The 21,464-nt window shown below is 62.2% G+C and carries 22 protein-coding genes; 11 read left to right on the top strand and 11 right to left on the bottom strand.

What is annotated here, in order from left to right; genetic code table 11:
• Nucleotides 1-64: 64 nt before the first annotated feature.
• Nucleotides 65-598, bottom strand: coding sequence for a cytochrome b (locus tag B5526_RS28635; RefSeq protein WP_079543132.1), 534 nt, complete (start codon nucleotides 596-598; stop codon nucleotides 65-67).
• On the bottom strand, nucleotides 595-1,704 hold the full coding sequence (locus B5526_RS28630; protein ID WP_079543131.1) for a catalase family peroxidase: 1,110 nt from the start codon (nucleotides 1,702-1,704) through the stop codon (nucleotides 595-597). Before B5526_RS28630 ends, B5526_RS28635 begins: the two co-directional genes overlap by 4 nt.
• Nucleotides 1,705-2,129: 425 nt before the next feature.
• Here B5526_RS28630 and B5526_RS28625 point away from each other — a divergent pair, with 425 nt between their 5' ends.
• Nucleotides 2,130-2,507, top strand: coding sequence for a hypothetical protein (locus tag B5526_RS28625; RefSeq protein WP_079543130.1), 378 nt, complete (start codon nucleotides 2,130-2,132; stop codon nucleotides 2,505-2,507).
• 18 nt (nucleotides 2,508-2,525) lie between these two features.
• Here B5526_RS28625 and B5526_RS28620 read toward each other — a convergent pair whose 3' ends face one another.
• Nucleotides 2,526-3,419, bottom strand: a complete 894-nt coding sequence (locus tag B5526_RS28620; protein WP_244562407.1) for a threonine/serine dehydratase — start codon at nucleotides 3,417-3,419, stop codon at nucleotides 2,526-2,528.
• Between B5526_RS28620 and B5526_RS39180 the strand changes: the two genes are divergently transcribed.
• Together B5526_RS39180 and B5526_RS28615 are read left to right on the top strand one after the other, a co-directional pair.
• Nucleotides 3,318-3,539 (top strand): hypothetical protein, encoded by a 222-nt coding sequence (locus B5526_RS39180; RefSeq protein WP_244562434.1) that lies wholly within the window; start codon nucleotides 3,318-3,320, stop codon nucleotides 3,537-3,539. The two genes, B5526_RS28620 and B5526_RS39180, sit on opposite strands and share 102 nt — an antisense overlap.
• A gap of 8 nt (nucleotides 3,540-3,547) precedes the next feature.
• Nucleotides 3,548-3,850 (top strand): ArsR/SmtB family transcription factor, encoded by a 303-nt coding sequence (locus tag B5526_RS28615; RefSeq protein ID WP_079543128.1) that lies wholly within the window; start codon nucleotides 3,548-3,550, stop codon nucleotides 3,848-3,850.
• A gap of 18 nt (nucleotides 3,851-3,868) precedes the next feature.
• On the opposite strand, the gene B5526_RS28610 is transcribed toward B5526_RS28615, so the two are convergent.
• Together B5526_RS28610 and B5526_RS28605 are read right to left on the bottom strand one after the other, a co-directional pair.
• Nucleotides 3,869-4,420 (bottom strand): DUF6456 domain-containing protein, encoded by a 552-nt coding sequence (locus tag B5526_RS28610; protein WP_079543127.1) that lies wholly within the window; start codon nucleotides 4,418-4,420, stop codon nucleotides 3,869-3,871.
• Nucleotides 4,421-4,466: 46 nt separating this feature from the next.
• A complete protein-coding gene (locus B5526_RS28605) occupies nucleotides 4,467-5,000 on the bottom strand; it encodes a GcrA family cell cycle regulator (protein ID WP_079545528.1) in 534 nt (177 codons plus the stop codon).
• A 120-nt stretch (nucleotides 5,001-5,120) separates the two neighbouring features.
• On the opposite strand from B5526_RS28605, the gene B5526_RS28600 reads away from it, so the two are divergent.
• Nucleotides 5,121-5,765 (top strand): S24 family peptidase, encoded by a 645-nt coding sequence (locus B5526_RS28600; protein ID WP_079543126.1) that lies wholly within the window; start codon nucleotides 5,121-5,123, stop codon nucleotides 5,763-5,765.
• A gap of 154 nt (nucleotides 5,766-5,919) precedes the next feature.
• Nucleotides 5,920-6,195, top strand: a complete 276-nt coding sequence (locus B5526_RS28595) for a hypothetical protein (RefSeq protein ID WP_079545526.1) — start codon at nucleotides 5,920-5,922, stop codon at nucleotides 6,193-6,195.
• Between the two features lie 161 nt (nucleotides 6,196-6,356).
• On the opposite strand, the gene B5526_RS28590 is transcribed toward B5526_RS28595, so the two are convergent.
• Both B5526_RS28590 and B5526_RS28585 read right to left on the bottom strand, forming a co-directional pair.
• Entirely contained in the window at nucleotides 6,357-7,838 is a 1,482-nt protein-coding gene (locus tag B5526_RS28590; protein WP_079543125.1) for a YncE family protein, read from the bottom strand.
• 72 nt (nucleotides 7,839-7,910) lie between these two features.
• The gene (locus tag B5526_RS28585) at nucleotides 7,911-8,435 is read right to left on the bottom strand and encodes a DUF305 domain-containing protein (RefSeq protein WP_244562080.1); all 525 of its coding nucleotides are present in this window, start codon (nucleotides 8,433-8,435) and stop codon (nucleotides 7,911-7,913) included.
• A 378-nt stretch (nucleotides 8,436-8,813) separates the two neighbouring features.
• On the opposite strand from B5526_RS28585, the gene B5526_RS28580 reads away from it, so the two are divergent.
• The 5 genes from B5526_RS28580 to B5526_RS28560 all read left to right on the top strand — a co-directional run bounded on the left by B5526_RS28580 (nucleotide 8,814) and on the right by B5526_RS28560 (nucleotide 15,137).
• A complete protein-coding gene (locus tag B5526_RS28580) occupies nucleotides 8,814-9,860 on the top strand; it encodes an SDR family oxidoreductase (protein WP_079545522.1) in 1,047 nt (348 codons plus the stop codon).
• Between the two features lie 140 nt (nucleotides 9,861-10,000).
• Nucleotides 10,001-11,065 carry an ABC transporter substrate-binding protein gene (locus B5526_RS28575; protein WP_079543124.1) on the top strand — a complete coding sequence of 355 codons (1,065 nt, stop codon included), beginning with the start codon at nucleotides 10,001-10,003 and terminating at the stop codon, nucleotides 11,063-11,065.
• A 23-nt stretch (nucleotides 11,066-11,088) separates the two neighbouring features.
• Nucleotides 11,089-12,822: an ABC transporter permease gene (locus B5526_RS28570; protein WP_079543123.1), complete on the top strand. Its 1,734-nt coding sequence runs from the start codon at nucleotides 11,089-11,091 to the stop codon at nucleotides 12,820-12,822.
• On the top strand, nucleotides 12,823-13,893 hold the full coding sequence (locus B5526_RS28565; RefSeq protein WP_079543122.1) for an ABC transporter ATP-binding protein: 1,071 nt from the start codon (nucleotides 12,823-12,825) through the stop codon (nucleotides 13,891-13,893).
• 53 nt (nucleotides 13,894-13,946) lie between these two features.
• Nucleotides 13,947-15,137 carry a CaiB/BaiF CoA transferase family protein gene (locus B5526_RS28560; protein WP_079543121.1) on the top strand — a complete coding sequence of 397 codons (1,191 nt, stop codon included), beginning with the start codon at nucleotides 13,947-13,949 and terminating at the stop codon, nucleotides 15,135-15,137.
• Between the two features lie 27 nt (nucleotides 15,138-15,164).
• On the opposite strand, the gene B5526_RS28555 is transcribed toward B5526_RS28560, so the two are convergent.
• Nucleotides 15,165-15,413, bottom strand: coding sequence for a hypothetical protein (locus B5526_RS28555; RefSeq protein WP_079543120.1), 249 nt, complete (start codon nucleotides 15,411-15,413; stop codon nucleotides 15,165-15,167).
• A gap of 228 nt (nucleotides 15,414-15,641) precedes the next feature.
• On the opposite strand from B5526_RS28555, the gene B5526_RS28550 reads away from it, so the two are divergent.
• Nucleotides 15,642-17,450 (top strand): Spy/CpxP family protein refolding chaperone, encoded by a 1,809-nt coding sequence (locus B5526_RS28550; protein WP_079543119.1) that lies wholly within the window; start codon nucleotides 15,642-15,644, stop codon nucleotides 17,448-17,450.
• 205 nt (nucleotides 17,451-17,655) lie between these two features.
• Here the strand turns inward: B5526_RS28550 and B5526_RS28545 are convergent, their stop codons facing one another.
• The 3 genes from B5526_RS28545 to B5526_RS28535 form a co-directional block, all read right to left on the bottom strand.
• Nucleotides 17,656-19,296: a B12-binding domain-containing radical SAM protein gene (locus tag B5526_RS28545; protein WP_244562079.1), complete on the bottom strand. Its 1,641-nt coding sequence runs from the start codon at nucleotides 19,294-19,296 to the stop codon at nucleotides 17,656-17,658.
• 174 nt (nucleotides 19,297-19,470) lie between these two features.
• The gene (locus tag B5526_RS28540; RefSeq protein WP_079543117.1) at nucleotides 19,471-20,364 is read right to left on the bottom strand and encodes a type 1 glutamine amidotransferase domain-containing protein; all 894 of its coding nucleotides are present in this window, start codon (nucleotides 20,362-20,364) and stop codon (nucleotides 19,471-19,473) included.
• Between the two features lie 12 nt (nucleotides 20,365-20,376).
• Nucleotides 20,377-21,351, bottom strand: coding sequence for a quinone oxidoreductase family protein (locus B5526_RS28535; protein ID WP_079543116.1), 975 nt, complete (start codon nucleotides 21,349-21,351; stop codon nucleotides 20,377-20,379).
• Between the last annotated feature and the right edge of the window lie 113 nt (nucleotides 21,352-21,464).

Raw genomic sequence — 21,464 nt, 5'->3', positions numbered from 1 at the left:
TGGGTAACCAACTTCAACAAAACAGAAATGGGAGACTCAACGGTAAGGAGCCCACAAAAATGGCTTACCGCCACGACGCCATGCTCTCGAGCACGCCATCGCGCCGGATCAGGCCGTGGAAAAGCGCTGCCCCGAAATGCGCGAGGAAGGTCGCGAAGAACAGGTAGGCGAGGTCAGTGTGGAGGTCGCGGAGCCACGCATAGAGCGTCAAATCATGCGGCAGGATCGGTGGCAACCGCAGCGGCCCGTAGAGCACGATCGGATAGCGCGCCGCCGAGAGCATGCCCCAGCCGACCAGCGGCATGATGAACATGAGCGCATACAGTACGATGTGCGATGCCTTGGCGGCGAACCGCTGCAAGGATGGAAGCGTATCGGGCAACTCCGGCGGCGGATTGATGAACCGGTTCACGAAACGGATCACGCACAACACAAGGATGGCTATTCCAAGCGGCCGGTGGATCGAGACCAGAAGCTCGTAGCGTGCGGACACCGAAGCGGCCATGCCCACGCCGATGAACAGCATTGCCACTATCATGGCAGCCATCATCCAATGCAGAAGCCGGGACGCAGCGGGGAAGCGTGCTTTGGTGGTCATGACTTGCCTCCAGCTTGCACTTCCGGCGCCGTTACCGCGCTGGGCGGCTTCTCATGCTCCTCTTCGGCACGCAGCGTGAAGGAGCGCGCATAGGCCGCGGAGCGGGCGCTCAGCAACGGGTCGTCGGATGGCTCGATGCCGGATGGCAGCACCAGAGGATCGTAGTTGACGTCGGTGCAGCGCCCATCGTCCTCACTCGATGCGTGATCGATTGTCACCGTCCCGGCGTCGACCTGCCGGCGGCCGGCGGGCCAGGGCAGCGTGGCGTCGTTCGTCGGGTCATCGGCTTGGCCGATCGTTACGATCAGCCGCCATTGCTGTGGATGCTGCGCGATTTGGGCGATCAGGTCATCGAAGAGGTAGTTCTTGTCTCCTGCCGCTGATGGCTCTGCGCTGTCAGCCGCGAAGGGTTGCACCGGCACCGTGGACCAACGAACGGGGACCGAGGCGCCTGCGGCGTCGACGAAGCGGAAGGCATTGAGGCTATTGAAGGTGGAGTTTGCAAAACCGGAAGTGACTTGGCGCTTCTTGATTAACGGCAGCGCCCGGACCGTTTCCGGATGGGCGGCCAGGAATTCCTTCATTCTAACCGGATCAGGCTTTCCGGTCGCGGGATCGGGGCTGGAGGCGAGCAATTGCTCGTAAAAGCCACGCGCCGAGTTCACCGCGAAAACCGGGATGTTGTTCATGCCCGTGCGCCATTCCTCGCCGCCGGGTAGCGGGAAGCGCAGCGCCATGCTGCGCACCGTCGCAGGCGCATCTGTCTGAAAGGGCATGCCGCCAGCGAGCGCGAAGCGGCCTACCACCGGGACGCGTCCGGGCCTGAAGACAGCGGCTTTCGACAGTGCCGCTGCCTGCCCGCTGCTTTCGAACCAGCCGGTGACGCAAACTCCCTTCGCATGGTTGCGGCGGAAGCCGGCGTGAGTGCCGTTGGCATCCTGGAAAGCAGCCATCATTCGGTCCTGGGTCAGTCGTACTGGCGAGAGCCAGCCGCCCACGTAAGCGAACGCCCCGGCCACGCTCAGCATCACCGCACCGATCGCGCCCAGTCGGACGAGCACTCCGGCATTACTTACTGGACCCGCTCCAAACCAGAATGGCTTCATATTCAACGCGACCTCGCTGACCGTCCGTGTCCTACTGGCCCCGCGATGCCAGTCTGCCCAGACCGGCTGTGCTCAGCACACGTCGACGCGTCATCATTCGACGTCCTGCTGGCCTCGTCAGAGACTGAGAATTGCAATTCACCGACGCAAGGGCGCCACACTTAAATTTTTATTTATCGTTTGTGCCTTTTCTTTTCGGCGGATGCTTCATTCTGTTCAAGGATAGGGAAATGATCTTGCCTGCCATCGTCGCTGCGGGGGTACGCGCTTTACTGGTTTTCATTTCATCTGCTCATGCTGAGTGTTTCCGGTGATGGCACATCACGTCGTTTCGCTGCGCTGCGGAATTTGATCGCTACCGACGCATAGCGGACATCGCGTAAGCCGCAACCCTGCGCCGGCTTGACGTGCTGCGTGTTACGCGGTTGCGCCTGGCGTCCGCCGACATCATCGACGCCAGGGTCGAGATCGCGCCGATGCCGGACAACCCCGCGGCCCCCTCCTGCCGCCTCAGCCTGGTGACGGCGTCGGCCATCTTGCCGCTGACGATCGGTTATGAGCCCGATCACGCGCGCTACAGCGCCATCCGCGATGTGGTGCTTGAGGCGGTGTTTGGGGATGGCCAAAAGCCGGCCGCGCCCGATCCGGCCCGCATGCCGGTGAAGGAGGGTCGCATCGTCGATGCGGTGGCGATGTTGCGGACGCGCGATGGGCTGGACGCGTCGACGAATTGCGCAACGCACCTGACGCCTGACCTTTCCTTCCGGTCACCGGGATCGCCCACAAGCGGCGCGCTTTCTTGATCTCGCAAGCATCAATGATTAACGATCAAAGTTCACAGCGACGGTGTTGCCGCCGCTCAAGAGCACGCCGATGCGTTCGCCTGGCGAGAATTCATAGCGCCCCGACAGCAGCGCCGCGACGGCCGCAGCACCGCCCGGCTCAGCAACTATTCTTAGCGTTGCCCAAAGGCTCTTTTGGGCATGCCGGATGGCATCGTCGGAAACAACAACGACGCGTTCGACGTGACGGCTGACGATTGGAAAGACCTGCACGCCGACCCGGCGCGGCGCAAGTGAATCGGCCGCAATCCCGCCGGCTTCGGCATCAACCGGCCCTCCCGCCTCGATTGCCTTTGTCAGCGTTGGAGACGCCTCCGGCTCAACGCCGATGACCCTGACGCGACGCTCGTACCAGGCGGCGATGCCGGCGATCAGCCCCCCGCCGCCAACCGGGACCAGTACCGTGTCGAGCTCTGGAGCCTGACGCTCGAACTCCAGGCCGCTTGTTCCCTGACCGAGTATGGTTTCCCGCTGATCGAAGGCGTGAATGGCGAGCGCCCCCGACCGGGCAACCCATTCTTCGCTAGCCGCGAGCGCGTCGGCGTAACCGTCGCCACCGACCACGAGCTCGGCGCCGGTGTCGCGGATCCTTTGAATCTTCGCAGGCGACGAAATACTTGGAACGAAGATTTTTGCGGGAATACCTAGCTTCATCGAGGCATAAGCGACCGCTGCCCCGTGATTGCCGCCGGAGGCGGCGGCGACGCCGACCTTCGGAATGTCCCGCATCAAGAGATTGGCGAATGCACCGCGCGCCTTGAACGAGCCTCCATGCTGCAACAGCTCGAGCTTGAGGCTCACGCGAAGCGCGCCCAGTCCGAAATCACCGCCGTCAACTTCGACAACCGGCGTTTGGCGGATATGCGGTCTGATAAGCCGCTCCGTCGCCGCTATCTCTTGCCGGTCTACAGGCTTGTCGTCATGCACGACCACTTCGGTGCCTCGCTGATTGCCGTTAGCCAGACTGACGCATTGACATCGGTAAATAGCTAATTAGCAATATGCCAATTTCTCAAGCGATGCGGGCGCTTGCTAACGAGCGTCGGCTTCAGGTCCTGGAATGGCTGAAGGACCCCGCCGCGCATTTTCCGGCGCAGACCGACGGCGATCTGGTGAAGGACGGCGTGTGCGGGGTGCTGATCGCCAAAAAGCTTGGCGTAAGCCAACCAACCATCAGCGAGCATCTCAATATATTGTCGCAGGCGGGATTACTCAGGCCAAAGCGCATCAAGCAATGGACGTTCTACAAACGTGATGAGGCGCGCATCCGGGAGATGAAGCGCGCTTTGCTGAAGAACATATGACGAGTCGAGCGGATCCGGCTACCTTTTCTCCGTCGCAAACCCATAGATCAGCGCCAGCCGGTCCAGGCACTCGCGAAATCGCCGCGCGAAATAGTCGATCCAGCGCTGGGCGCGCAGGCCGCGCCGCTGGCCGATCTGTTCCATCGACAGGCCGAGCACCAAAACCTCACGCACCAGCGCCGAGCCGTCGGCGCCGAGTTCGCGTTCGGCGCGGTTGAGCCGCAGCACGGCCTTGCGCTGACGTTCGGTGATCGGCTCCCGTGTCTGCCCGCCGTCGACATATTCCCGCGTCGGATCGACCGCGCGCGGGCCGCGCTCGGCCTTCTCCCAATCGTCCTGAAACGCCCGGCCGCCCTGATATTGCGCCTCGTCGATCTGGCGATGCGAGTGCAGCCGGCCCAAGGGATCGTTGCGGATCGAGCGCAGCGTGACGATCTTTTCGCCGGGCTCCAGCGCTAGCGGATCATCCACTTCGACCGCCGCCACCTCGGCGTTGCGCGGCAAATCTCGGGATCGCCGGTCATGGGCTCGTGCGGCCTTTTGCGATCTGTTGCGTTTTGCCCGTGCCATTGCAGTACTCCCTGGAAGTTGACGATTGAAAGATGCCGCTTGCGCCTCATGCCGCCGCAACCAGCCGAAGCAGGACGGTGCCGGCGGCGCGTTCCGCGGCGGTGCCGGGGCCGCGCGTCAGATGAAAATGCGCCGTGCAATAGCTCGAGCCCGGACGCTTCGGGTGGCCGCAAAACGTGACCGCCTCGCCCTCTTCGTCGCCGCCATAGGGATAACGGCAATCGCCGCGCTCAAGATCGAACAGCGAGAGATGGCGCGGCACGATTTCGACACAGCGGAGTTTTGGCATTTTTTTGCGCTTCCAGGCCGGCATCGGCCGCATGAACTCGGGGACGTGGCGTTGGCGCGGTTTTTCGAGCCGCGGCGTCTTCGCGATCGGCGGAGGACTGAAAGGGTCGTCCGGCCGCTCGGGAGCAGCGGCAAATCCCATCCGCTTGGCCCGGCCGATCGCGGCGCTGCGGGAATAGGCGGTGCCGAATTTCGCGTTGAGCGCCTTTGCAGCCTGCGAAAACGACATGCCCCTGGCGAGATGCTCGCCCAGCGCTTCCGAATGCTCGGGCGCCCAGTCTGTCGATTGCATGCGCTTGCGCTCCGGAGCCTGTTGACGCCGGATAATTTCTGATATTCCGAAATAAATGTCAAGTCCGATTTCTGAAAATCGGAATTGCATTCGCTTCTGAAATTCAGAAGTATGCACCCCATGCTGGATGTCAGGATGATCGAACGGGGGCTGGAGAAGCCGGGCAAGACCAAGGGCGGTCTGGCCATGGCGATGGGCGTCCGCCCCGGCGCGGTTTCGGAGATTTTGGCCGAGATCCGCCTGATCAAGGCGAGCGAAATCCAGCCCATTATCGACTATCTCGAACTGAATTCGGTGCCGATCATGGGCCGGGTCGGCGCCGGCGCGGTGATCGAGCCGGAACACGAGCAGGTGCCCCCCGAGGGTCTCGGCGAGATCGAGCTGCCGTTCCCGATTTCCGAGGAAACCATCGCCTTCGAGGTGGCCGGCGATTCCATGCTGCCGAAGTATGAAAACGGCGATATCATCGTGGTTTTCAAGGAGCAGCGCCACCCGGTTTCGAGCTTCTACGGCGAAGAGGCCGCGGTCCGGCTGAAGACCGGCGAGCGCTACCTGAAAACCATCGAGCGCGGAAAGTCCGCGAGCGTCGTCAACCTCACGAGCTTCAACGCCAAGCCGATCAACGGGGTAAAACTCGAATGGATCGGGGAAATCTGCGTCACGCTGCCGCGGGGCCAGATCGAGCGGCTGCGGGCCAAGGCCGCCGGCCGGGCGCGGAAGGCGGCCAAGACGCATGGCGGGGGCGCCAAGGGGGCCTCGAAGTGAGGCGGGGCCTGATTCTCGCCGGGCCAGGGCCAACTCAGGTCAGGCCATGTAGTTTTTCTGTTTTTCAGAATTTTAGCTTGACTAGCTTCTGATTTTCGGAAATAGTCGCCGGCGCCCCGGGTGCGTGGACCTGGGCAAAGAGAGCGTGCCTGCGATGCAATATTTCGTCGTGATGATCGATTATGGGCGGCGCGGTCGCGAGGCGATCGTCGATCCCGAAGTGACCCGGCGCGAAGTGGTCTCGCGGATCGCCTCCGGCGAATACAGGAACATCAGCTTCATTCATGAAATCGCGGACAATTCGGTCGGCGATATCACCGCGGAAATTCTGGCGGAGGCGGCGCTTCCCGAGATTCCCGTCAGCGGCGCCGATCTGCAGGCCGGTCGTTTCGATCACGCCCGTGATCTTCGCAAGCATGAGGAGGTGTGATGGATGCTAATTTTTGCGTCATTGCCGGGCATAGCCGTCCGAAGGACGGCGTCGTTTCCGCTCGCCTATGCCCAGCCATCCACGTCTTTCTTGCTTCTCCGCCGGTAAGACGTGGATGCCCGGGACAAGCCCGGGCATGACGAGCTTTCGGGCCGCGCCTGCTATTTCAATTGCACCTGCACGATCGGGCCCGGTTTGTCGGCGTGACCCGCCGCGATCACCAGATAGCGGCGCCGGATCTGGTCTTCGCCGTGCACCACCTGGCGGATCGCGCCGCTTGCATTGACGATCGCCGAACCCGCCGGATTGGTCATGAAGGCGGAGATCGGCTCCAAAGCCCCCTCGCCGTTCGGCTGCTGCGCCAGCGCGAGAAGGTAAGGCTGCTTCGGCTCGAGGCCGGTCACCGCGACCTGCAATACCTGGATCAGGCCCTGATCGAACAGCGAGACGCTGGTGGGGGCTTTGTCTTCGCCGGTGGCCGCGCCGGTGCTGCCAACGGTCTTCATCGGGCCCAGCGAAAGGTGGGCGACCTGGCCGGCAACGCCAAGCTGCTGCAGATGCTGCGTGCCGTCGCCTTCCGGAACGGCGTTCGGAACATAGACGATGGCTTGCGGCGCCTGCCCGATCGGACTGGTCGCGATCACTTTGTTGGTCAATGTGTCGATCGCCGTCATGCCGTCGGCATTTTCCAACCCGACATAGACCCGGCTGCCGTCGCCGGACGGCCAGACGCCGTGCGGCAGCTTGCCGACCGGGATGGTCGCAGCTAGCGAGAAATCGTCGGTGCGGAATACCTTGACCTCGTTCAAGCCGCCGATCGTGACATAGGCGAAGCTGCCTTTGGCATTGCGGACGATATTGACGTGGTTGGAGATCGGGCCGGTGTCCATCGATTTCAGCACGGCGAACGGCGGCTTGGCGTCGAACACCTCGGTTCGGCCGGTGTCCTTGAGCGTGAACCAGACCTGCTTGCCGTCGGGCGTCGCGGCGATGTTCGGACAGAACGGGCTGTCCTGCTTGACGTGGCCGACGATCTGATGATCGGCGACGGTAATGACGACCGTCTCCGGATTGAACGAGGAGCAGACATAGCCGTATTTTCCGTCGGGCGAGAAGATCTGCATGCCGGGTCCGGCCGGCACCTTGATGCGTGACTTCTCTTCAAAGCTTTGGCCATCGAGCACGGCGACATAGTCCTCGCCGCGGACGGTGACCCAGACCTCCTTGCCGTCAGGCGTGAAGAAGGCTTCGTGCGGCGCGCGGCCGACATAGGTGGTGTGCTTGACCGCATTGGTCGCGGTATCGATGAAGGTCACGGAATTGCTGCCGATCGAAACCACCGCAAGGGTCTTGTGATCGGGCGAGAAGCCCATGCCGTGGACCAGGACCTGGCCGGTGTAGAGCGGCATGAAATTGGCCGGCTGCGGGTCGCCGAGCCTGATCACCCCGACGAGCTTGTTGTCGACGGGATCGGTCACCGAGACGGTGTTGGAAAATTGTTCCGCGGAATAGACCCGGTCGCGATGGCTCACCGGAATATCCGGATCGGACGCAGCACCAGGCGCCTGCCCGGCGAAGGCTCCGTGCGGACCAACCAGGCAGACACTTGCGAGCAGGCCCAACGTCAAAAGGCTGCGCTTCATTGAGGCTCTCCTGCTTTCTAGCGATGAGTTAGGGAACGACGCGGCGCAAACGCGTGCGGACGACAGGGCCGTTCAATTGCGATGCATGGCATCGTGCGGCATCCCCATCCCTTGATGCGACATCGGCGGGGAATCGGAAGCAGGCACGGGCTGCGTCGGGGACGCCACCGAGGGCGGCAGCCTGTCACCGACCGCAAGCCGCATCGCGGCTATTTCCTGCTGCTGGGTCACGATGATTTCCTGGGCCAGGCGGTGAAGCTGCTCGTTGTGGCCGTAACGCAGCTCCGCCTGCGCCATGTCGATCGCGCCCTGATGATGCGGCACCATCATCGCGACAAAATCGCGATCGATGTCGCCGCTCGGCTTGATCGTCATGTCCGCCATCATCTTGTTCATGGCGGTTTCGTTTTCCGACAGGAACGGCGTCTCGTCGGAACTGTCCTGCCAAGCGGCGACGTATTGGATCGGCACGGCGTGGCGAATTCGATGCGCCGACGTCGGCCCGTGCGCCATCACCAGCGACACCGCTGCGACCGACGCCGTAATCGCAAGCGAAATCGTTCGCTTGCGGATGAAGGAGCGTGAGAGCAAAGCCATGTTACCTCCGAGCCGAATAAACCGTCCCGCGCGTGGATTATTCCACGGCCCAATTCATCCCTTTCGCGGTATCTTCTTGGAAATTCGCCCCAAGAGACTCCCGACAACGCAGAGGAAAGCGCCTGCAGCGTGCCGAACATTGGCGGCCCTCCCTGGTGTTCTCAATTAAAATCCAATTTAGACTCGCAAAACCAGCTTCAAATCGGTGCTACAGAGATCTTGAGCTCAGCCATGCAGCCGATCAACGATGAGTGATTTTCCTTGGGCCCTTGCGCAAGATTCGTTGAGGACGACGCTGGCCGGCTCGCGAAGGTCTTTCGAAGTATGGGCCCGACGCAGCGCTTGGCATTGAAAGCGCTTGGCATTGAGGAACTGACGATGGGCACAATCCTGGTTACCGGCGGGTCGGGCTTTATCGGCAGCCATGCGATCCTGCAGCTGCTGGCCGCGGGCTACCAGGTGCGCACCACGGTTCGCAGCGCCAAGCGCGAGGCGGACGTACGCGCGCTGCTAAAGACCGGCGGCGCGGAGTTTTCAGACCGCCTGTCCTTCGCTGTCGCCGATCTCGAACATGACGCCGGCTGGAGGGATGCCGTCGCCGGCTGCGAATACGTGCTGCATGTGGCGTCACCAGTCCCGCCGGGCGTGCCCAAGAACGAGGACGAACTGATCATCCCCGCGCGCGACGGCACGCTCCGCGTCTTGCGCGCCGCGCGCGATGCCGGCGTCAGGCGCGTGGTGCTGACTTCTTCTTTCGCTGCGATCGGCTATGGCTACAAGCCGCAGCAAACGCCGTTTGACGAAACCAACTGGACCGACCCCAATGGACGCGGCACCACCGCTTATGTGAAATCGAAGACGATTGCCGAGCGCGCCGCCTGGGATTTCATCGCGCGGGAAGGTGGCCAGCTCGAGCTTTCCGTGATCAATCCGGTCGGCGTGTTCGGTCCGGTGCTGGGGCTGGATTATTCGGCCTCGATCCTCTTGGTGAAGCACATGATGGACGGCACGATCCCCGGCCTGCCGCAGCTCTATTTCGGCATTGTCGATGTCCGCGATGTCGCCGACCTGCATATCCGCGCCATGACGGATCCAAACGCCAAGGGCGAGCGCCTCATCGCCGCCGCCGGCGATTTCATGTCGCTGCGTGACATCGCCATGGTGCTGAAGCGCCGCATGGGAAAGGCGGCCGCGAAGGTACCGACCCGGCAATTGCCCAATTGGCTGGTTCGCATCGCCGCGCTTCGTGATCCCGCGATAAGACAAATCCTGCCCGAGCTCGGGAAGATCAAGAACGGCTCCAGCGAAAAGGCGAGGCGCCTACTGGGCTGGGCGCCGCGTTCGAATGAAGACGCCATCACGGCGACCGCCGAAAGCCTGCTGCGGCTCGGGCTTTTGAGGGATAGCGCGCCTGCACGCGGCTGATGCGGGGCACCTCATTTGGTGCAACGCAACTGAGCCCTGCCAAAGTGTAAGACCTTTGGCGGCGGAATGAATTGAAGCGCGGGCGAAATGTCAGCATACTCACCGCAACAACCAACAAGATTTTGGGTGAGGAAACGGCAATGTCCCCTATTCGGAGGCGCAATTTCATTCTCGGCAGTTCGGCGTTTCTTGTGCTCGGCTCAGGCTCCAGAGTCTTAGGACAAGCCGCGGAGGCGATGACGCCGCACGAGAAGGAACTCTACGAGGCGGCCAAGCAAGAGGGTGAACTGACCTGGTACACCGCCCACTCCGACGATATCACCGCCCAGGCGCTCGGCCGCAGCTTTGAGACGCTCTATCCCGGCCTCAAGGTCAATGTGCTGCGCACCACCGCCCAGGTCGCCTATCAGCGCATCACCCAGGAACTCAAGGCCAGCGCCGTTCAATGCGACGTCTTCAGTTCGACCGATATCGGCCACTCCGTCGAACTGAAAGCCAAGGGCGTTTTCGAGAAGTACGTTCCCGACAATGCCTCCAAGGTGCTCGATATCTACAAAGGCTACGACCCGGACGGCACTTACCACGTCACCTCGGCGGGCATGATCGGCATCGGCTATAATACTGCGAAGGTGAAAGAAGCCGACGCACCGAAGAACTGGCCTGACCTGCTCGATCCCAAATGGAAGGACAACATCGCACTCGGCCACCCCGGCTTCAGCGGCTATGTCGGCACCTGGGCGCTGACGATGCGCAATCAATATGGCTGGGATTTCTTCGAAAAGCTGGCAAAGAACAATCCGCGCATAGGACGTTCGATCGTCGACACCGTCACGATGCTGAACGCGGGCGAAAGCGCGATCGCTGGATCCGGGCCGGTCGGCGCACTGCTCGACAGCTTGAAGAAGGGCAACCCGCTTGCGATGGTCTATCCGACTGATGGCACCGTCCTGATCATCGCACCTTCCAGCATCATGAAAGGCAGCAAGCATCCGAACGCCGCGCGCCTGTTCATGGAATTCCTGATGAGCGAGGAGGCCTCCCGGATCTGGGTGGAACATTTCAACGAATCGATCCGACCGGAAGTGGCGGCCTCCGCGGGGGCCAAGTCGGCCAAGGATTTGAAGATCATCCGGCCGACGGTTGACGAAATCACCAAGGGCGTGCCGGAAGTCATCAAACAGTGGCGCGAGACGTTCGGCGTATAGGTCGCGGACGGGGCAAACACAAAGTGACCGACAACACGCTCGACGACCGCGTCCTCCGCTTTTCCGGCCTGTCTTCGCGATTGAAGCGGCTCGACGCGAGCCTGCTGTTGTGGCTCGCGCTGATCGCGCTGCTCGCGTTCCTGATCCTCAACCCGGTGTTGCGGCTGATCATCTCCAGCCTGCAGGAAACCGACACCGGACGCTTCACGTTGGCCAATTACCGGACCGCTTATGGCAACATCCGGCATCTGCAGTCGCTTGCAAACTCGCTAACGCTCGGCGTCGGCGTTGCGCTGCTCGCGACCTGCTTCGGAGTGCCGATCGCGTGGGCGATCTCGCGCACCGACATGCCGGCCAAGGCGTTCGTCCGCCTGATGGTGTTCGCGGCCTTCGTGACGCCGCCCTATCTCGGCGCCATCGGCTGGATCCTTTTGGCCGGCCCGAATTCCGGATGGCTCAACAAGATCTGGATGGCGGCAACCGGCGCCGGCCACGGCATCTTCAATATCTATTCGATGACCGGGTTGATCCTGGTCGTCGCGGTGACGTCGTTTCCATACACCTTTGTGTTCACAAGCTCCGCGCTCGATCTGGTGTCGTCCGAAATGGAAGACGCCGCCAACATCCTCGGCGCCCGCACGCTGCGGACGACCTTGCGCATCACCTTGCCGTTGGTGACGCCTGCGATCATCGGCGGCATCATCATCAGCTTTCTCGAAGCCATTGCCCTGTTCGGCGCGCCGGCGCTGATCGCACTGCCTGCCCGTTTCAATGTGGTATCGACGCAGCTTTGGCAATTTTTCGAATATCCGGTCCGGGTCGAGGAGGCGGCCGCCTATTCGATGCCGCTGCTTGCGATCACCGTGCTGATGTTCTGGCTGCAGCGCAGGATATTGGGCCGGCGCGGCTACACCTCCGTCACCGGCAAGGGTGGCGAGCGGCGGATGATCGCGCTTGGGCCGTGGCGCTGGGTGATGCTCGGCTATGCGCTGCTGGTCTGCGCGCTTTCGGTGTTTCTTCCGATGCTGGTTCTAATTCAGGCCGCCTTTGCAAAAGCCTGGGGCCGCGGTTTCAGCCTCGACAATCTGACGTTTCACAATTTCTATTATCTTCTGGTCGAGCAGACCCAGGCGAAGCAGACCATCCTCAACACTTTTGTTTATTCCGCCGTGACCGCTTTCGCCGCGATCAGCCTGTCGCTCGCCATCGCCTATGTGGTCAGCCGCAAGCTCGTTCCGTGGAGCAATGTGCTGGCATTCCTCTGCGTGGCGCCGTTCGTGGTGCCCGGCATTGTGCTGGCGATCGGCTTCTATGCCGCCTACGCGCCGCCGCCGCTCGCGCTCTACGGCACCGCGACCATCCTGATCCTCGGCTTCACCACCCGCTTTCTACCCATTGCCTACACATCGAACGCCGCGGGCCTGCGCAGCATCAACCCGGAAATGGAAGAAGCGGTCCGGATTCTCGGCGGCAGCCGCCTTTTGGCCATCCGCAAGGTGCTCATCCCCCTGCTCAAGAAAAGTCTCGCCGGCGCCTGGATCCTCGTCTTCATCCCGGCGACGCGCGAGCTTTCCTCGGCGATCTTCCTGGTCGGACCGAACACGCGGGTGATCTCGGTGATGCTGTTCGATCTGTCGGAAGAAGGCAATTTCGAGGTGCTGTCGGCGCTCGGCGTCATCCTGTTGATCGCGACCGTCGCCATCGCCGGCATCGGCTCGAAAATGATCGGGCGCGATTTCATGCTGCGGAGAAATTAGTTGAGCAGACTCAAACTTTCCGGCGTCAGCAAGCGCTTTGGCGATTATCTCGCGGTCGACAATATCGGCCTCGAATTGCAGTCCGGGGAATTCGTCTCATTGCTGGGCCCTTCCGGCTGCGGCAAGACCACGACTTTGCGGATGATCGCGGGCTTTGTCGACCCGACGCTCGGCACCATCGAGATGGAAGACCAGATCCTCTCCTCGCCCGCAGGCTCGGTTCCGCCCGACCGACGGCAGATGTCGATGATCTTCCAGAGCTACGCGATCTGGCCGAACATGACGGTGGAGCAAAACGTCGCGTTCGGATTGGAGCTGCGGAAGATCGCGAAGACCGAGGTCAAACGACGGGTCGGCGAGATGCTGGAAGTCGTGCACATGAACCACCTCGCCGACCGCTATCCCGCCGAGCTCAGCGGCGGGCAGCAGCAGCGGGTGGCGCTGGCGCGCGCGATCGTGATCCGGCCAAAAGTCCTGCTGCTGGATGAGCCCTTGTCCAACCTGGACGCGACCTTGCGCGAGGAGATGCGATTCGAAATCCGCCGCCTGCATGACGAATTTCATGTCACCACCGTCTACGTCACCCACGACCAGGCCGAAGCCATGGTGACCTCGGACCGGATCGCCGTCATGAACCAGGGCCGCATCGAGCAGGTCGACCAGCCGCGCGCGCTCTATAACCAGCCGAAGACGCGCTTTGTGGCGGGCTTCATCGGCCGCACCAATTTCCTCGAAGGCTTAAGCGACGGCAATGAGATTTCGTTCGACGGCTTTGCGCTGCCGCGCGCCGGATTTGAACGCGATGTGCCTTCGCAGGGAAAGACCGTGTTCTCGGTGCGGCCGCACAGCATGCGGCTTTCGGAAGCGGCCCCCGCCGCGCGCAACGGCAACATCCCGGTCGGCGTGATCGTGCTCGAGCGGGCGTTTCTTGGCGAGCACTGGGATTACGTGGTACGGCCGCGTGACGGGGCGATGACGCTGCGCGTCACGGCCCCGCCCACGGAAGATTTTCCGGTCGGCGCGGCCGCCTGGCTCGAGTTCGAGCCGCGGCAGATGGCGTTGATCGGTTGACGCATGCTCAAACCTGAATTCAAATCCGAATAAGAAGAACTGGAGCCAATTGCATGTCTTTTACCCCGGCCTCGAAGGCGCTTGCCCGTTTCAAGGTGCTCGATCTGACGCGGGTGCGCGCGGGCCCGACCGCCGCACGGCAACTCGCGGACTGGGGCGCCGACGTCATCAAGATCGAGCTTCCCAAGGGGCTCGACGAGAGCGACATGGGCGGGCCGCGGCATGGGCCCGATTTCCAGAACCTTCACCGCAACAAGCGAAGCCTGACGCTCAATCTGAAAGAGAAGGACGGCGTCGACATCTTCAAACAAATGGTCAAGACGGCCGATGTCGTGATCGAGAACTACCGGCCGGACGTCAAATTCCGCCTCGGGATCGATTACGAGACCATTCGCGCGATCAACAAGCGCATCGTCTATGGTTCGATTTCCGGCTTCGGCGAGGACGGTCCCTATCGCGAACGTCCGGGTTTCGATCAGATCGCGCAAGGCATGGGCGGATTGATGTCGATCACGGGTCTGCCGGGTCAGGGCCCGGTGCGGGTCGGCATTCCCGTTGCCGATCTCGGCGCCGGCATCTTCTGCGCCATGGGAATCCTGGTGGCGCTATTGGAGCGCGAGGTTTCGGGCGAGGGTCAGTGGGTGCAGTCGTCGCTGCTCGGCGCGCAAATCTCGCTGCTGGATTTCCAGGCGGCGCGCTGGCTGATCGCCAAGGACGTTCCGGGCCAGGCCGGCAACGACCATCCGACCAGCATTCCAACCGGCGTGTTTCCGACACGCAACGGGCACATCAATATCGCGGCGTCGGGCAAGCACATCTTCAGACGCTTTTGCGAGAGGCTCGATCTGGAGCACCTGCTCCAAGACCCGCTGTTTTCCGACGACGCGGCACGCTCCAAAAACCGGATCGCGCTCAACAAGGTGATCTCGGAGGTCACCAGGCAGCGCACGAGCGCGGAACTGATCGCGATGCTTAACGAAGCCGGCGTGCCCTGCGGCCCGATCAATCGGATGGATGACGTGTTCGCCGACCCACAGGTAAAACATCTCGGCATGGCCGCGCCGGTGCACCACAAAACCCTTGGCGGGATCGAGGTCGTCAATCAGGCGGTGAAGCTTAGCCGCACCCCGAGCGGAATCGCGCATCCGACGCCCGAAAAGGGCGAGCACACCGAGGAAGTGCTGAAAGAATACGGCTATGACGACAAGGCGATTGCCGACTTTCGCGCGCGAAAGATCGTTTGAGCGAGCGCTGCGTTCCGTTCTGAAGTTTTAACTGGCCGACAACCGGTTCCGGTCGCGCGCAACGGAAACGGATTCGGTTCGAGCGAAGGGATGCGTCGGCGGGGTGCGGTCGCGCTCCGGAATGCTGGACACCAAGGCGTCGGACGCCATTTGGTCCAGCGCCTTGTGGTGCCACATCTCGGCTTCGGCGAGCAGTCGCCAGCTATCGAGGGGATGAAACACCGCGCTCTGACGGCACAAGGATTCCATTGCGCGGTAGCGAACCAGGTCTTTCATTTTTGTCTCCAGCCCCCGTGCCCGCAATACTCTTACAGCCGTTTTCAAGACAGCGACATTACGATTTTGGAAAATTTTCGAGACGCGTTCGACAGCGGATTCTGGAACTCGGGCCCGCGCAAATCCCCGCCTCAGCATTGCCGCTGGAACTTTGGCGGCGCCCGCAAGTTAATCCGGGTCCGATTGAGCCGCGCTCATTCGTGACCCGCGGGGGCACTCGAGGGTGCCATGTCAAACTTCAAAATTTACACCTGTATCGTTCTTACCGCCGTTCTGGCAGGCGCTGCTTACGCTGCTCCCGGAAGGGGCGGCGGCGGAGCACCACACGCCATGGGCGGCGGTGGCGGCGCCCATTTCGGTGGCGGTGGCGCGCCTCATTTCGGTGGCGGCGGAGGCGCCCATTTCGGCGGCGGTGGCGCGCCTCATTTCGGTGGCGGCGGTGGCGCCCATTTCGGCGGCGGTGGCGCGCCTCATTTCGGCGGCGGCGCGGCACCACATTTCGGCGGTGCACATATCGGGGGTGCGCCTCATTTCGGCGGTGCACGAATTGTCGCTGCACCTCACGTCGGCGGCGCGCATATTGGTGGGGGACCGGCAATATCGCACTTCGCGGCACGGCCCAGTTTCCACGGCCAGCGCTCGTTCGCGGTTCGCGGCGGTCCGAACCAGGCCGCCAGCCGCGCGGCAACGTTGAACATAAATCACGCGGCAACTTTGAACGGCAGTCGAGCCGCCGCGCTCGGCCAGGGTCGAAATGCAACCCTCAATCAAAATCAGGCCGCGACCGCAAGATCGAACGCCGTGCGGAACGTATTGAATTCGCCGTCGGTCGCCGGCGCATTGCACAACAGGGCCGCGCTGCTCAATCCAAACGCCCGCGCTCAAATCGTTGCAGCCGCAGCCACCGCGGGATGGCATGGCCGCCGCGGCGACGAACACGGATGGTGGCGACACCGTCATGGCGGATTTGGCTGGGTCGGCCCGGTATTCTGGCCGTTCGCCTATTACGACATTTATGACTATGCGATCGGGGGCTACGACTACGATCCGCTGTTCTGGGATTACGGCTACAACGACATCTACGCCGGCTTGTTCGCACCCTACGGCTATGGCGACTTCCTGGCCTATCTGCCACCGAGCGGTGGAGGTTCTCGGGTCACGGTTGGACGCGCTGGCGGCGCCTCGAGGGCCTCGACCGAGGTGTCCGGGCAGTTAGCGGAATTGTGCGGTGACGACAGCCGCGACATTGCCGGCTTGCCGATCGATCAGATCCAGCAGGCCGTTCAGCCGAACGACGCCCAGCGTGCGGCGCTGGACGAGCTTGCCAACGCCTCCATCAAGGCGGCGCAGCAGATCAAGGCCGCATGTCCGACCCAGATCGCGCTGACGGCGCCCGGCCGGCTCGCGGCCATGCAACAGCGCATCGAGGCGATGATAGCGGCGGTCGAGACGGTTCAACCGGCGCTGCAGAAATTCTGGGACCTCCTTAACGACGAACAGAGAGCCCGGCTGAACGCGATCGCGCAGGATCAGCGCCAGAACCGAGCCGAAAAAAACAATAACCGTTCGCTGGTTGAAAGCTGCCAATCCGCCCAAGCAAGCGTACCGCAATGGCCCGAGGCTCAGATCGAGGCGAGGCTTCATCTGAACGAGACGCAGCGTACCAGCCTCGCGGCGCTGAAGGATGCGACCGCAAAGGCAGCGGATATGCTCAAGGCTTCCTGCCCGACCACGGAACCGATCACGCCGCCGGCACGGCTCGAGGTGATCGCCAACCGGCTCGAGACCATGCTGCAGGCAGTCAAGATCGTACGTGCGGCGTTGGACGATTTCTATGGCAAGCTGGATGACGAACAGAAGGCGCAGTTCGAGGCGATCGGGCCCGCTCGCTCGGCATCGTCAGCTCAACCGACCGGTTCTTCCAGTCAACCGATCGCTTCCGACCAGCCACCGGCCGCGCGAGCCCATGTTCGACGCCACCACCATGCCGGCATTCCCGGAATAATCCGCCATCTCATGTCAATGGCGCGATGGTGAACGGAGAAGGCGGCGTGGTCCCGGCGCCGCTCAGATATCGATCAATCGTATAGGCCCCCATAGCGGCATGCTGCACCGGCGGCCCGTTGCTGCTAGCGCTCGGCCTGGTCGCGATGGGATTCGGCCGCGACGACGCCAAGCAGGGCACCACGGTGGCCGCGGAGTAAGTCCTGGCCCATCAGTTCGCGCGCCCGGAACGAGATCTTCACATCAGGTGCGGTCCGGCACCGCCTGCCTCCAGCACAGCCGCGCGCCAATCGCGTTTCACCGGCAGGATCGGAGGCATCGGCGCAACATTTGGCTCCGCTGTCGGCGCCGCAATCGAATCGATGTTTTCGGTTTGCGAGGCTCTGCGCATGAAAAGATTGTAGATCAGCCATTGCGCGCGATGTCGCTTGCCGTGCAGCGGGAAACGGCCGGCGATCGAAGACCTCGCGTAAAATCCCTCGTAGGCGCTGGCTTGACCGATCCGAAGCTCATCGGCCGACATGCCGGCCGGGCGATACACGACATGGCCCTGATCATACATCGTCCAATCGAAAGAAACGATCCGGCCGACCTTCTTCATTTCATACCAGGTGAGCGTTCCCGGATAGGGCGTCAGCACCGAATAGGCGCAGGCATCGTATTTTGCCGCGATGTTGAATTTGATGGTTTCGTCGAACACCGACGTGTTGTCTCCGTCAAATCCAAACATGAACAAGCCAAACACCATGATTCCATGTGAATGGACCTTCTCCACCAGCGCCATGAAATTTTCGGGTCGATTGACATATTTATGCACGCTCTTCAGCGTTTCACGCGAGATCGACTCGAATCCGATGCTGAGCATCGTGCAGCCGCTTTCAGCCGCGAGTTCGAGCATGCGATCATCCTGCGCCAGCTTGGAGGTAACACCGGCCTGCCATTGAATGCCGCGTCCTCTCAAGGCACGCATCACCTCTTTTGGGCGCTCCGGCGTACCGAAAAAATCCGCATCGTTGATCGAGATGGTGCGCGCACCGCAATTTTCCATCTCATGGATAACTTCGTCGACCGGACGATAACGAAACTTGAGGCCGTTCATCAGCGGTTCGGCGCAGAATGTGCAACCTTGATGGCAACCGCGTGAGGTCTGGACAAAGGTCTTGTTGACGTAGCGGTGCTTCTTGAGCAGATCATAGCGCGGCATCGGCATCCCGAGCATCGGATGCAGCTTGTCGGATTTGTAGGTGCCGCGCATCGACCCTTGCTTCAGATCGTCGAGCAGTTTGTCGACCACAAGTTCGACTTCCCCGATGACGACCGCGTCGGAATGCTGCAAGGCCTCCTGCGGCATAAAGCTTGGATGCACACCTCCCATTACGACCGGCACGCCCTTGGCGCGGAATTGGTCGGCGATTTCATATCCGCGGTTGACGTAGCTCGTCATCGCAGAGATTCCGACTAAGTCGGCTTTCAGATCGAAGTCGATGGCCTCAATGTTCTCATCCGTGAGAATCACCTGGTATTGATCCTTCGGGATACAGGCGGCAACGGCCAGCAAGCCTGCAAGCGGAGAATACAGTGCACGATTGAAGTATATGGGGCGGGTCGTCAGCGAGTCGGTCTTCGGATTGATGAGGTGGATGATGCGAGTGCGCATGAGAACCTCTCTTTTTGCGATTCCATTACAAGACGTTCCCCGCTCAACCGCCAAAAAGGGCCGGCGGCGACCGATCGGAAAGCAACCTGCGACGGGCTCGATCGTTCCTGCTATTGGAAATTCCTGGAACTTGGGTCGGATTCCGGACAAAGATAAACGACGAGCAGAGGGCGCAGTTTGAGGGGATCGGACCAGCTCACGTAGCATCGTCAGACCGACCAACCGATTCTTCCAGCCAGCCGTCCGATTCCGAGCAGCCGCCCGCAACGCGAACCCATGTTCGCCACCATCACCACGCCGGCATCCCCGGGATAATCCGCCATCTCATGTCGATGGCGCGATGGTGAACGGAGTAGTGCGACGTTCGCGACGCGGGGTAAGCTCCCGCCAATCAGTTCACGCCCGCACGCATGCGGTCGGATGGAACCGATGTTGACCATTCAACATGCCGGCAAAGGTCTTGGCGAACGTATGGGCGTCGCCCGGCCATCGCGCCGAGACGTAATTGCGGTCCCGGACCACAAAGGCGGGCGTCTCGTCGTCGATGGAATCGCGTGCCAGGCCAGAGGTCTTGCGGCGGTAGTCCGGGTCCTCGCGGGGAACATCGCGGAAATCGTCCGCGCGGGCCAGCGCGCGTGTCACTTCCTGCTGCACCGACATAAAGCCCTTCGGTTGTCCGGCCTGTTCCAGATAGGTTCGATAATAATTGGGATCCCAGAACCGGGTGATGCGCGCGACCGACCAGGCGCTGCTCTCGAACGCCCAGGTCAAGGCGGTCGTCTGATATCCCCAGAGAGCTGAGCGGCCCGTCCGCTTGGAGATGCTGCGCGCTACCAGCAGCACCCCGTGACACACCGCCGCCACCGGTTTTTCCGCCTCGAAAAAGCTCACGACATGGCGCTGCAGGATTTCGCTTTCGAGAAACTCACGCATGCCCCGCGCGCGATGTCCGCCGGGTAACAGCAGCCCATCGAACGCCATGGGATCGACGGCATCCCAACGCTGCGGCGCAACGTAATTCGCATCGGCGATCATTTCGCCATAGGTCCGGCGCGCGTCGCGGTTCGCCCGCATCAGAAGTCCGACGAGGGGCAGTCTCCCCAGCAGCGGAATGGCGCCCCAGGGATCGAGGCCCCTCCCCGTCAGCATCATGTCGTCGGCCACCGCCGGCCGGCCGTCGGGTGTGGCGAAGCAGACGACATGTCCTGATGTAACCAGCACCCGCCAGCTCACGGCCGCTTCACTCGGGTCGAAATCCCGCGCCGGCAGCGGAATGAGGACGCGCGCCATCGGCGCCCGGTCTCAAACCAACAGAACCGTCGATCCCGTGGTCTTGCGCGCGGCGAGATCGGCATGCGCCTTGGCGGCGTCTTTCAGCGGATAGGTCTGATGCACCTCGATCTTGACCGCGCCGGACTTGACCACGTCGAACAGCTCCTTCGCCATCGCAACCAGGCTCTCGCGTTTGGCGGCATAGGTGTTGAGCGTCGGCCGAGTGACGTAGAGCGATCCCTTTTGCGCCAGCAGGCCGAGATTAAGCGGCTCGACGGCGCCGGAGGACTGCCCGAACAGCGCGGCGACGCCGAGCGGGGCCAGGCAGTCGAGTGATTTCAGGAACGTATCCTTGCCGACGGAGTCATAGACGACCGGCACTTTCTTGCCGCCGGTGATCTCGTCAACGCGCTTGGCAAAATCCTCGCGCGTATAGATGATGGTGTGGTCGCAGCCATGCGCCTTTGCCAGCTTTGCCTTTTCCTCGCTGCCGACGGTGCCGATGACAGTAGCGCCGAGATGCTTCGCCCACTGGGTCAGGATCAAGCCGACGCCTCCGGCCGCGGCATGCAGCAGGATGGTGTCGCCGGCTTTGACCCGATAGGTCTGGCGGATCAGATATTGCGTCGTCAGGCCCTTCAGCATCATCGCCGCCGCGGTCTTGTCATCGATGCCGTCCGGCAGCTTTAAGAGACGATCGGTGGGGATCAGCCGCGCTTCGGCATAGGCGCCGATTGGTGCCGCGCCATAGGCGACGCGGTCACCCGGCTTCAAATCGGTGACGCCGGGCCCGACTTCCTCGACCACGCCGGCCGCCTCGCCGCCCAGGCCGCTCGGCAATTGGCCCGGATAGAGGCCGGAGCGGTAATAGATATCGACGAAGTTCAAACCCACCGCCGTGTGGCGGATGCGCACCTCGCCGGGGCCGGGCTTGCCGACATTGACTTCCTCCCAGACCAGAACCTCGGGTCCGCCGGTTTTGTGAAAGCGGATGGCGTGCGTCATGGACTTACTCCTCAAGCTGAGATGACAGAAGGCGAGATCGCAGGGGACAGGAACGTCACGGCGGGTCCGGTCGGCCCGGCAGTTACCTACAATATGCGCTCCTTGCGCTGCAA

The organism is Bradyrhizobium lablabi, from assembly GCF_900141755.1.
GTDB classification, from domain to species: domain Bacteria; phylum Pseudomonadota; class Alphaproteobacteria; order Rhizobiales; family Xanthobacteraceae; genus Bradyrhizobium; species Bradyrhizobium lablabi_A.
The sequence above is the reverse complement of the archived record's forward strand: the minus strand, read 5'-3'. Positions and strand labels throughout refer to the sequence as shown.

Coding starts and splice junctions, on each gene's coding strand:
- B5526_RS28635 (WP_079543132.1), bottom strand. CDS start 598: ATGACCACCAAAGCACGCTTCCCCGCTGCGTCCCGGCTTCTGCATTGG.
- B5526_RS28630 (WP_079543131.1), bottom strand. CDS start 1,704: ATGAAGCCATTCTGGTTTGGAGCGGGTCCAGTAAGTAATGCCGGAGTG.
- B5526_RS39180 (WP_244562434.1), top strand. CDS start 3,318: ATGCTGCAACAGCTCGAGCTTGAGGCTCACGCGAAGCGCGCCCAGTCC.
- B5526_RS28615 (WP_079543128.1), top strand. CDS start 3,548: ATGCCAATTTCTCAAGCGATGCGGGCGCTTGCTAACGAGCGTCGGCTT.
- B5526_RS28610 (WP_079543127.1), bottom strand. CDS start 4,420: ATGGCACGGGCAAAACGCAACAGATCGCAAAAGGCCGCACGAGCCCAT.
- B5526_RS28605 (WP_079545528.1), bottom strand. CDS start 5,000: ATGCAATCGACAGACTGGGCGCCCGAGCATTCGGAAGCGCTGGGCGAG.
- B5526_RS28600 (WP_079543126.1), top strand. CDS start 5,121: ATGCTGGATGTCAGGATGATCGAACGGGGGCTGGAGAAGCCGGGCAAG.
- B5526_RS28595 (WP_079545526.1), top strand. CDS start 5,920: ATGCAATATTTCGTCGTGATGATCGATTATGGGCGGCGCGGTCGCGAG.
- B5526_RS28590 (WP_079543125.1), bottom strand. CDS start 7,838: ATGAAGCGCAGCCTTTTGACGTTGGGCCTGCTCGCAAGTGTCTGCCTG.
- B5526_RS28585 (WP_244562080.1), bottom strand. CDS start 8,435: ATGGCTTTGCTCTCACGCTCCTTCATCCGCAAGCGAACGATTTCGCTT.
- B5526_RS28580 (WP_079545522.1), top strand. CDS start 8,814: ATGGGCACAATCCTGGTTACCGGCGGGTCGGGCTTTATCGGCAGCCAT.
- B5526_RS28575 (WP_079543124.1), top strand. CDS start 10,001: ATGTCCCCTATTCGGAGGCGCAATTTCATTCTCGGCAGTTCGGCGTTT.
- B5526_RS28560 (WP_079543121.1), top strand. CDS start 13,947: ATGTCTTTTACCCCGGCCTCGAAGGCGCTTGCCCGTTTCAAGGTGCTC.
- B5526_RS28555 (WP_079543120.1), bottom strand. CDS start 15,413: ATGAAAGACCTGGTTCGCTACCGCGCAATGGAATCCTTGTGCCGTCAG.
- B5526_RS28550 (WP_079543119.1), top strand. CDS start 15,642: ATGTCAAACTTCAAAATTTACACCTGTATCGTTCTTACCGCCGTTCTG.
- B5526_RS28540 (WP_079543117.1), bottom strand. CDS start 20,364: ATGGCGCGCGTCCTCATTCCGCTGCCGGCGCGGGATTTCGACCCGAGT.
- B5526_RS28535 (WP_079543116.1), bottom strand. CDS start 21,351: ATGACGCACGCCATCCGCTTTCACAAAACCGGCGGACCCGAGGTTCTG.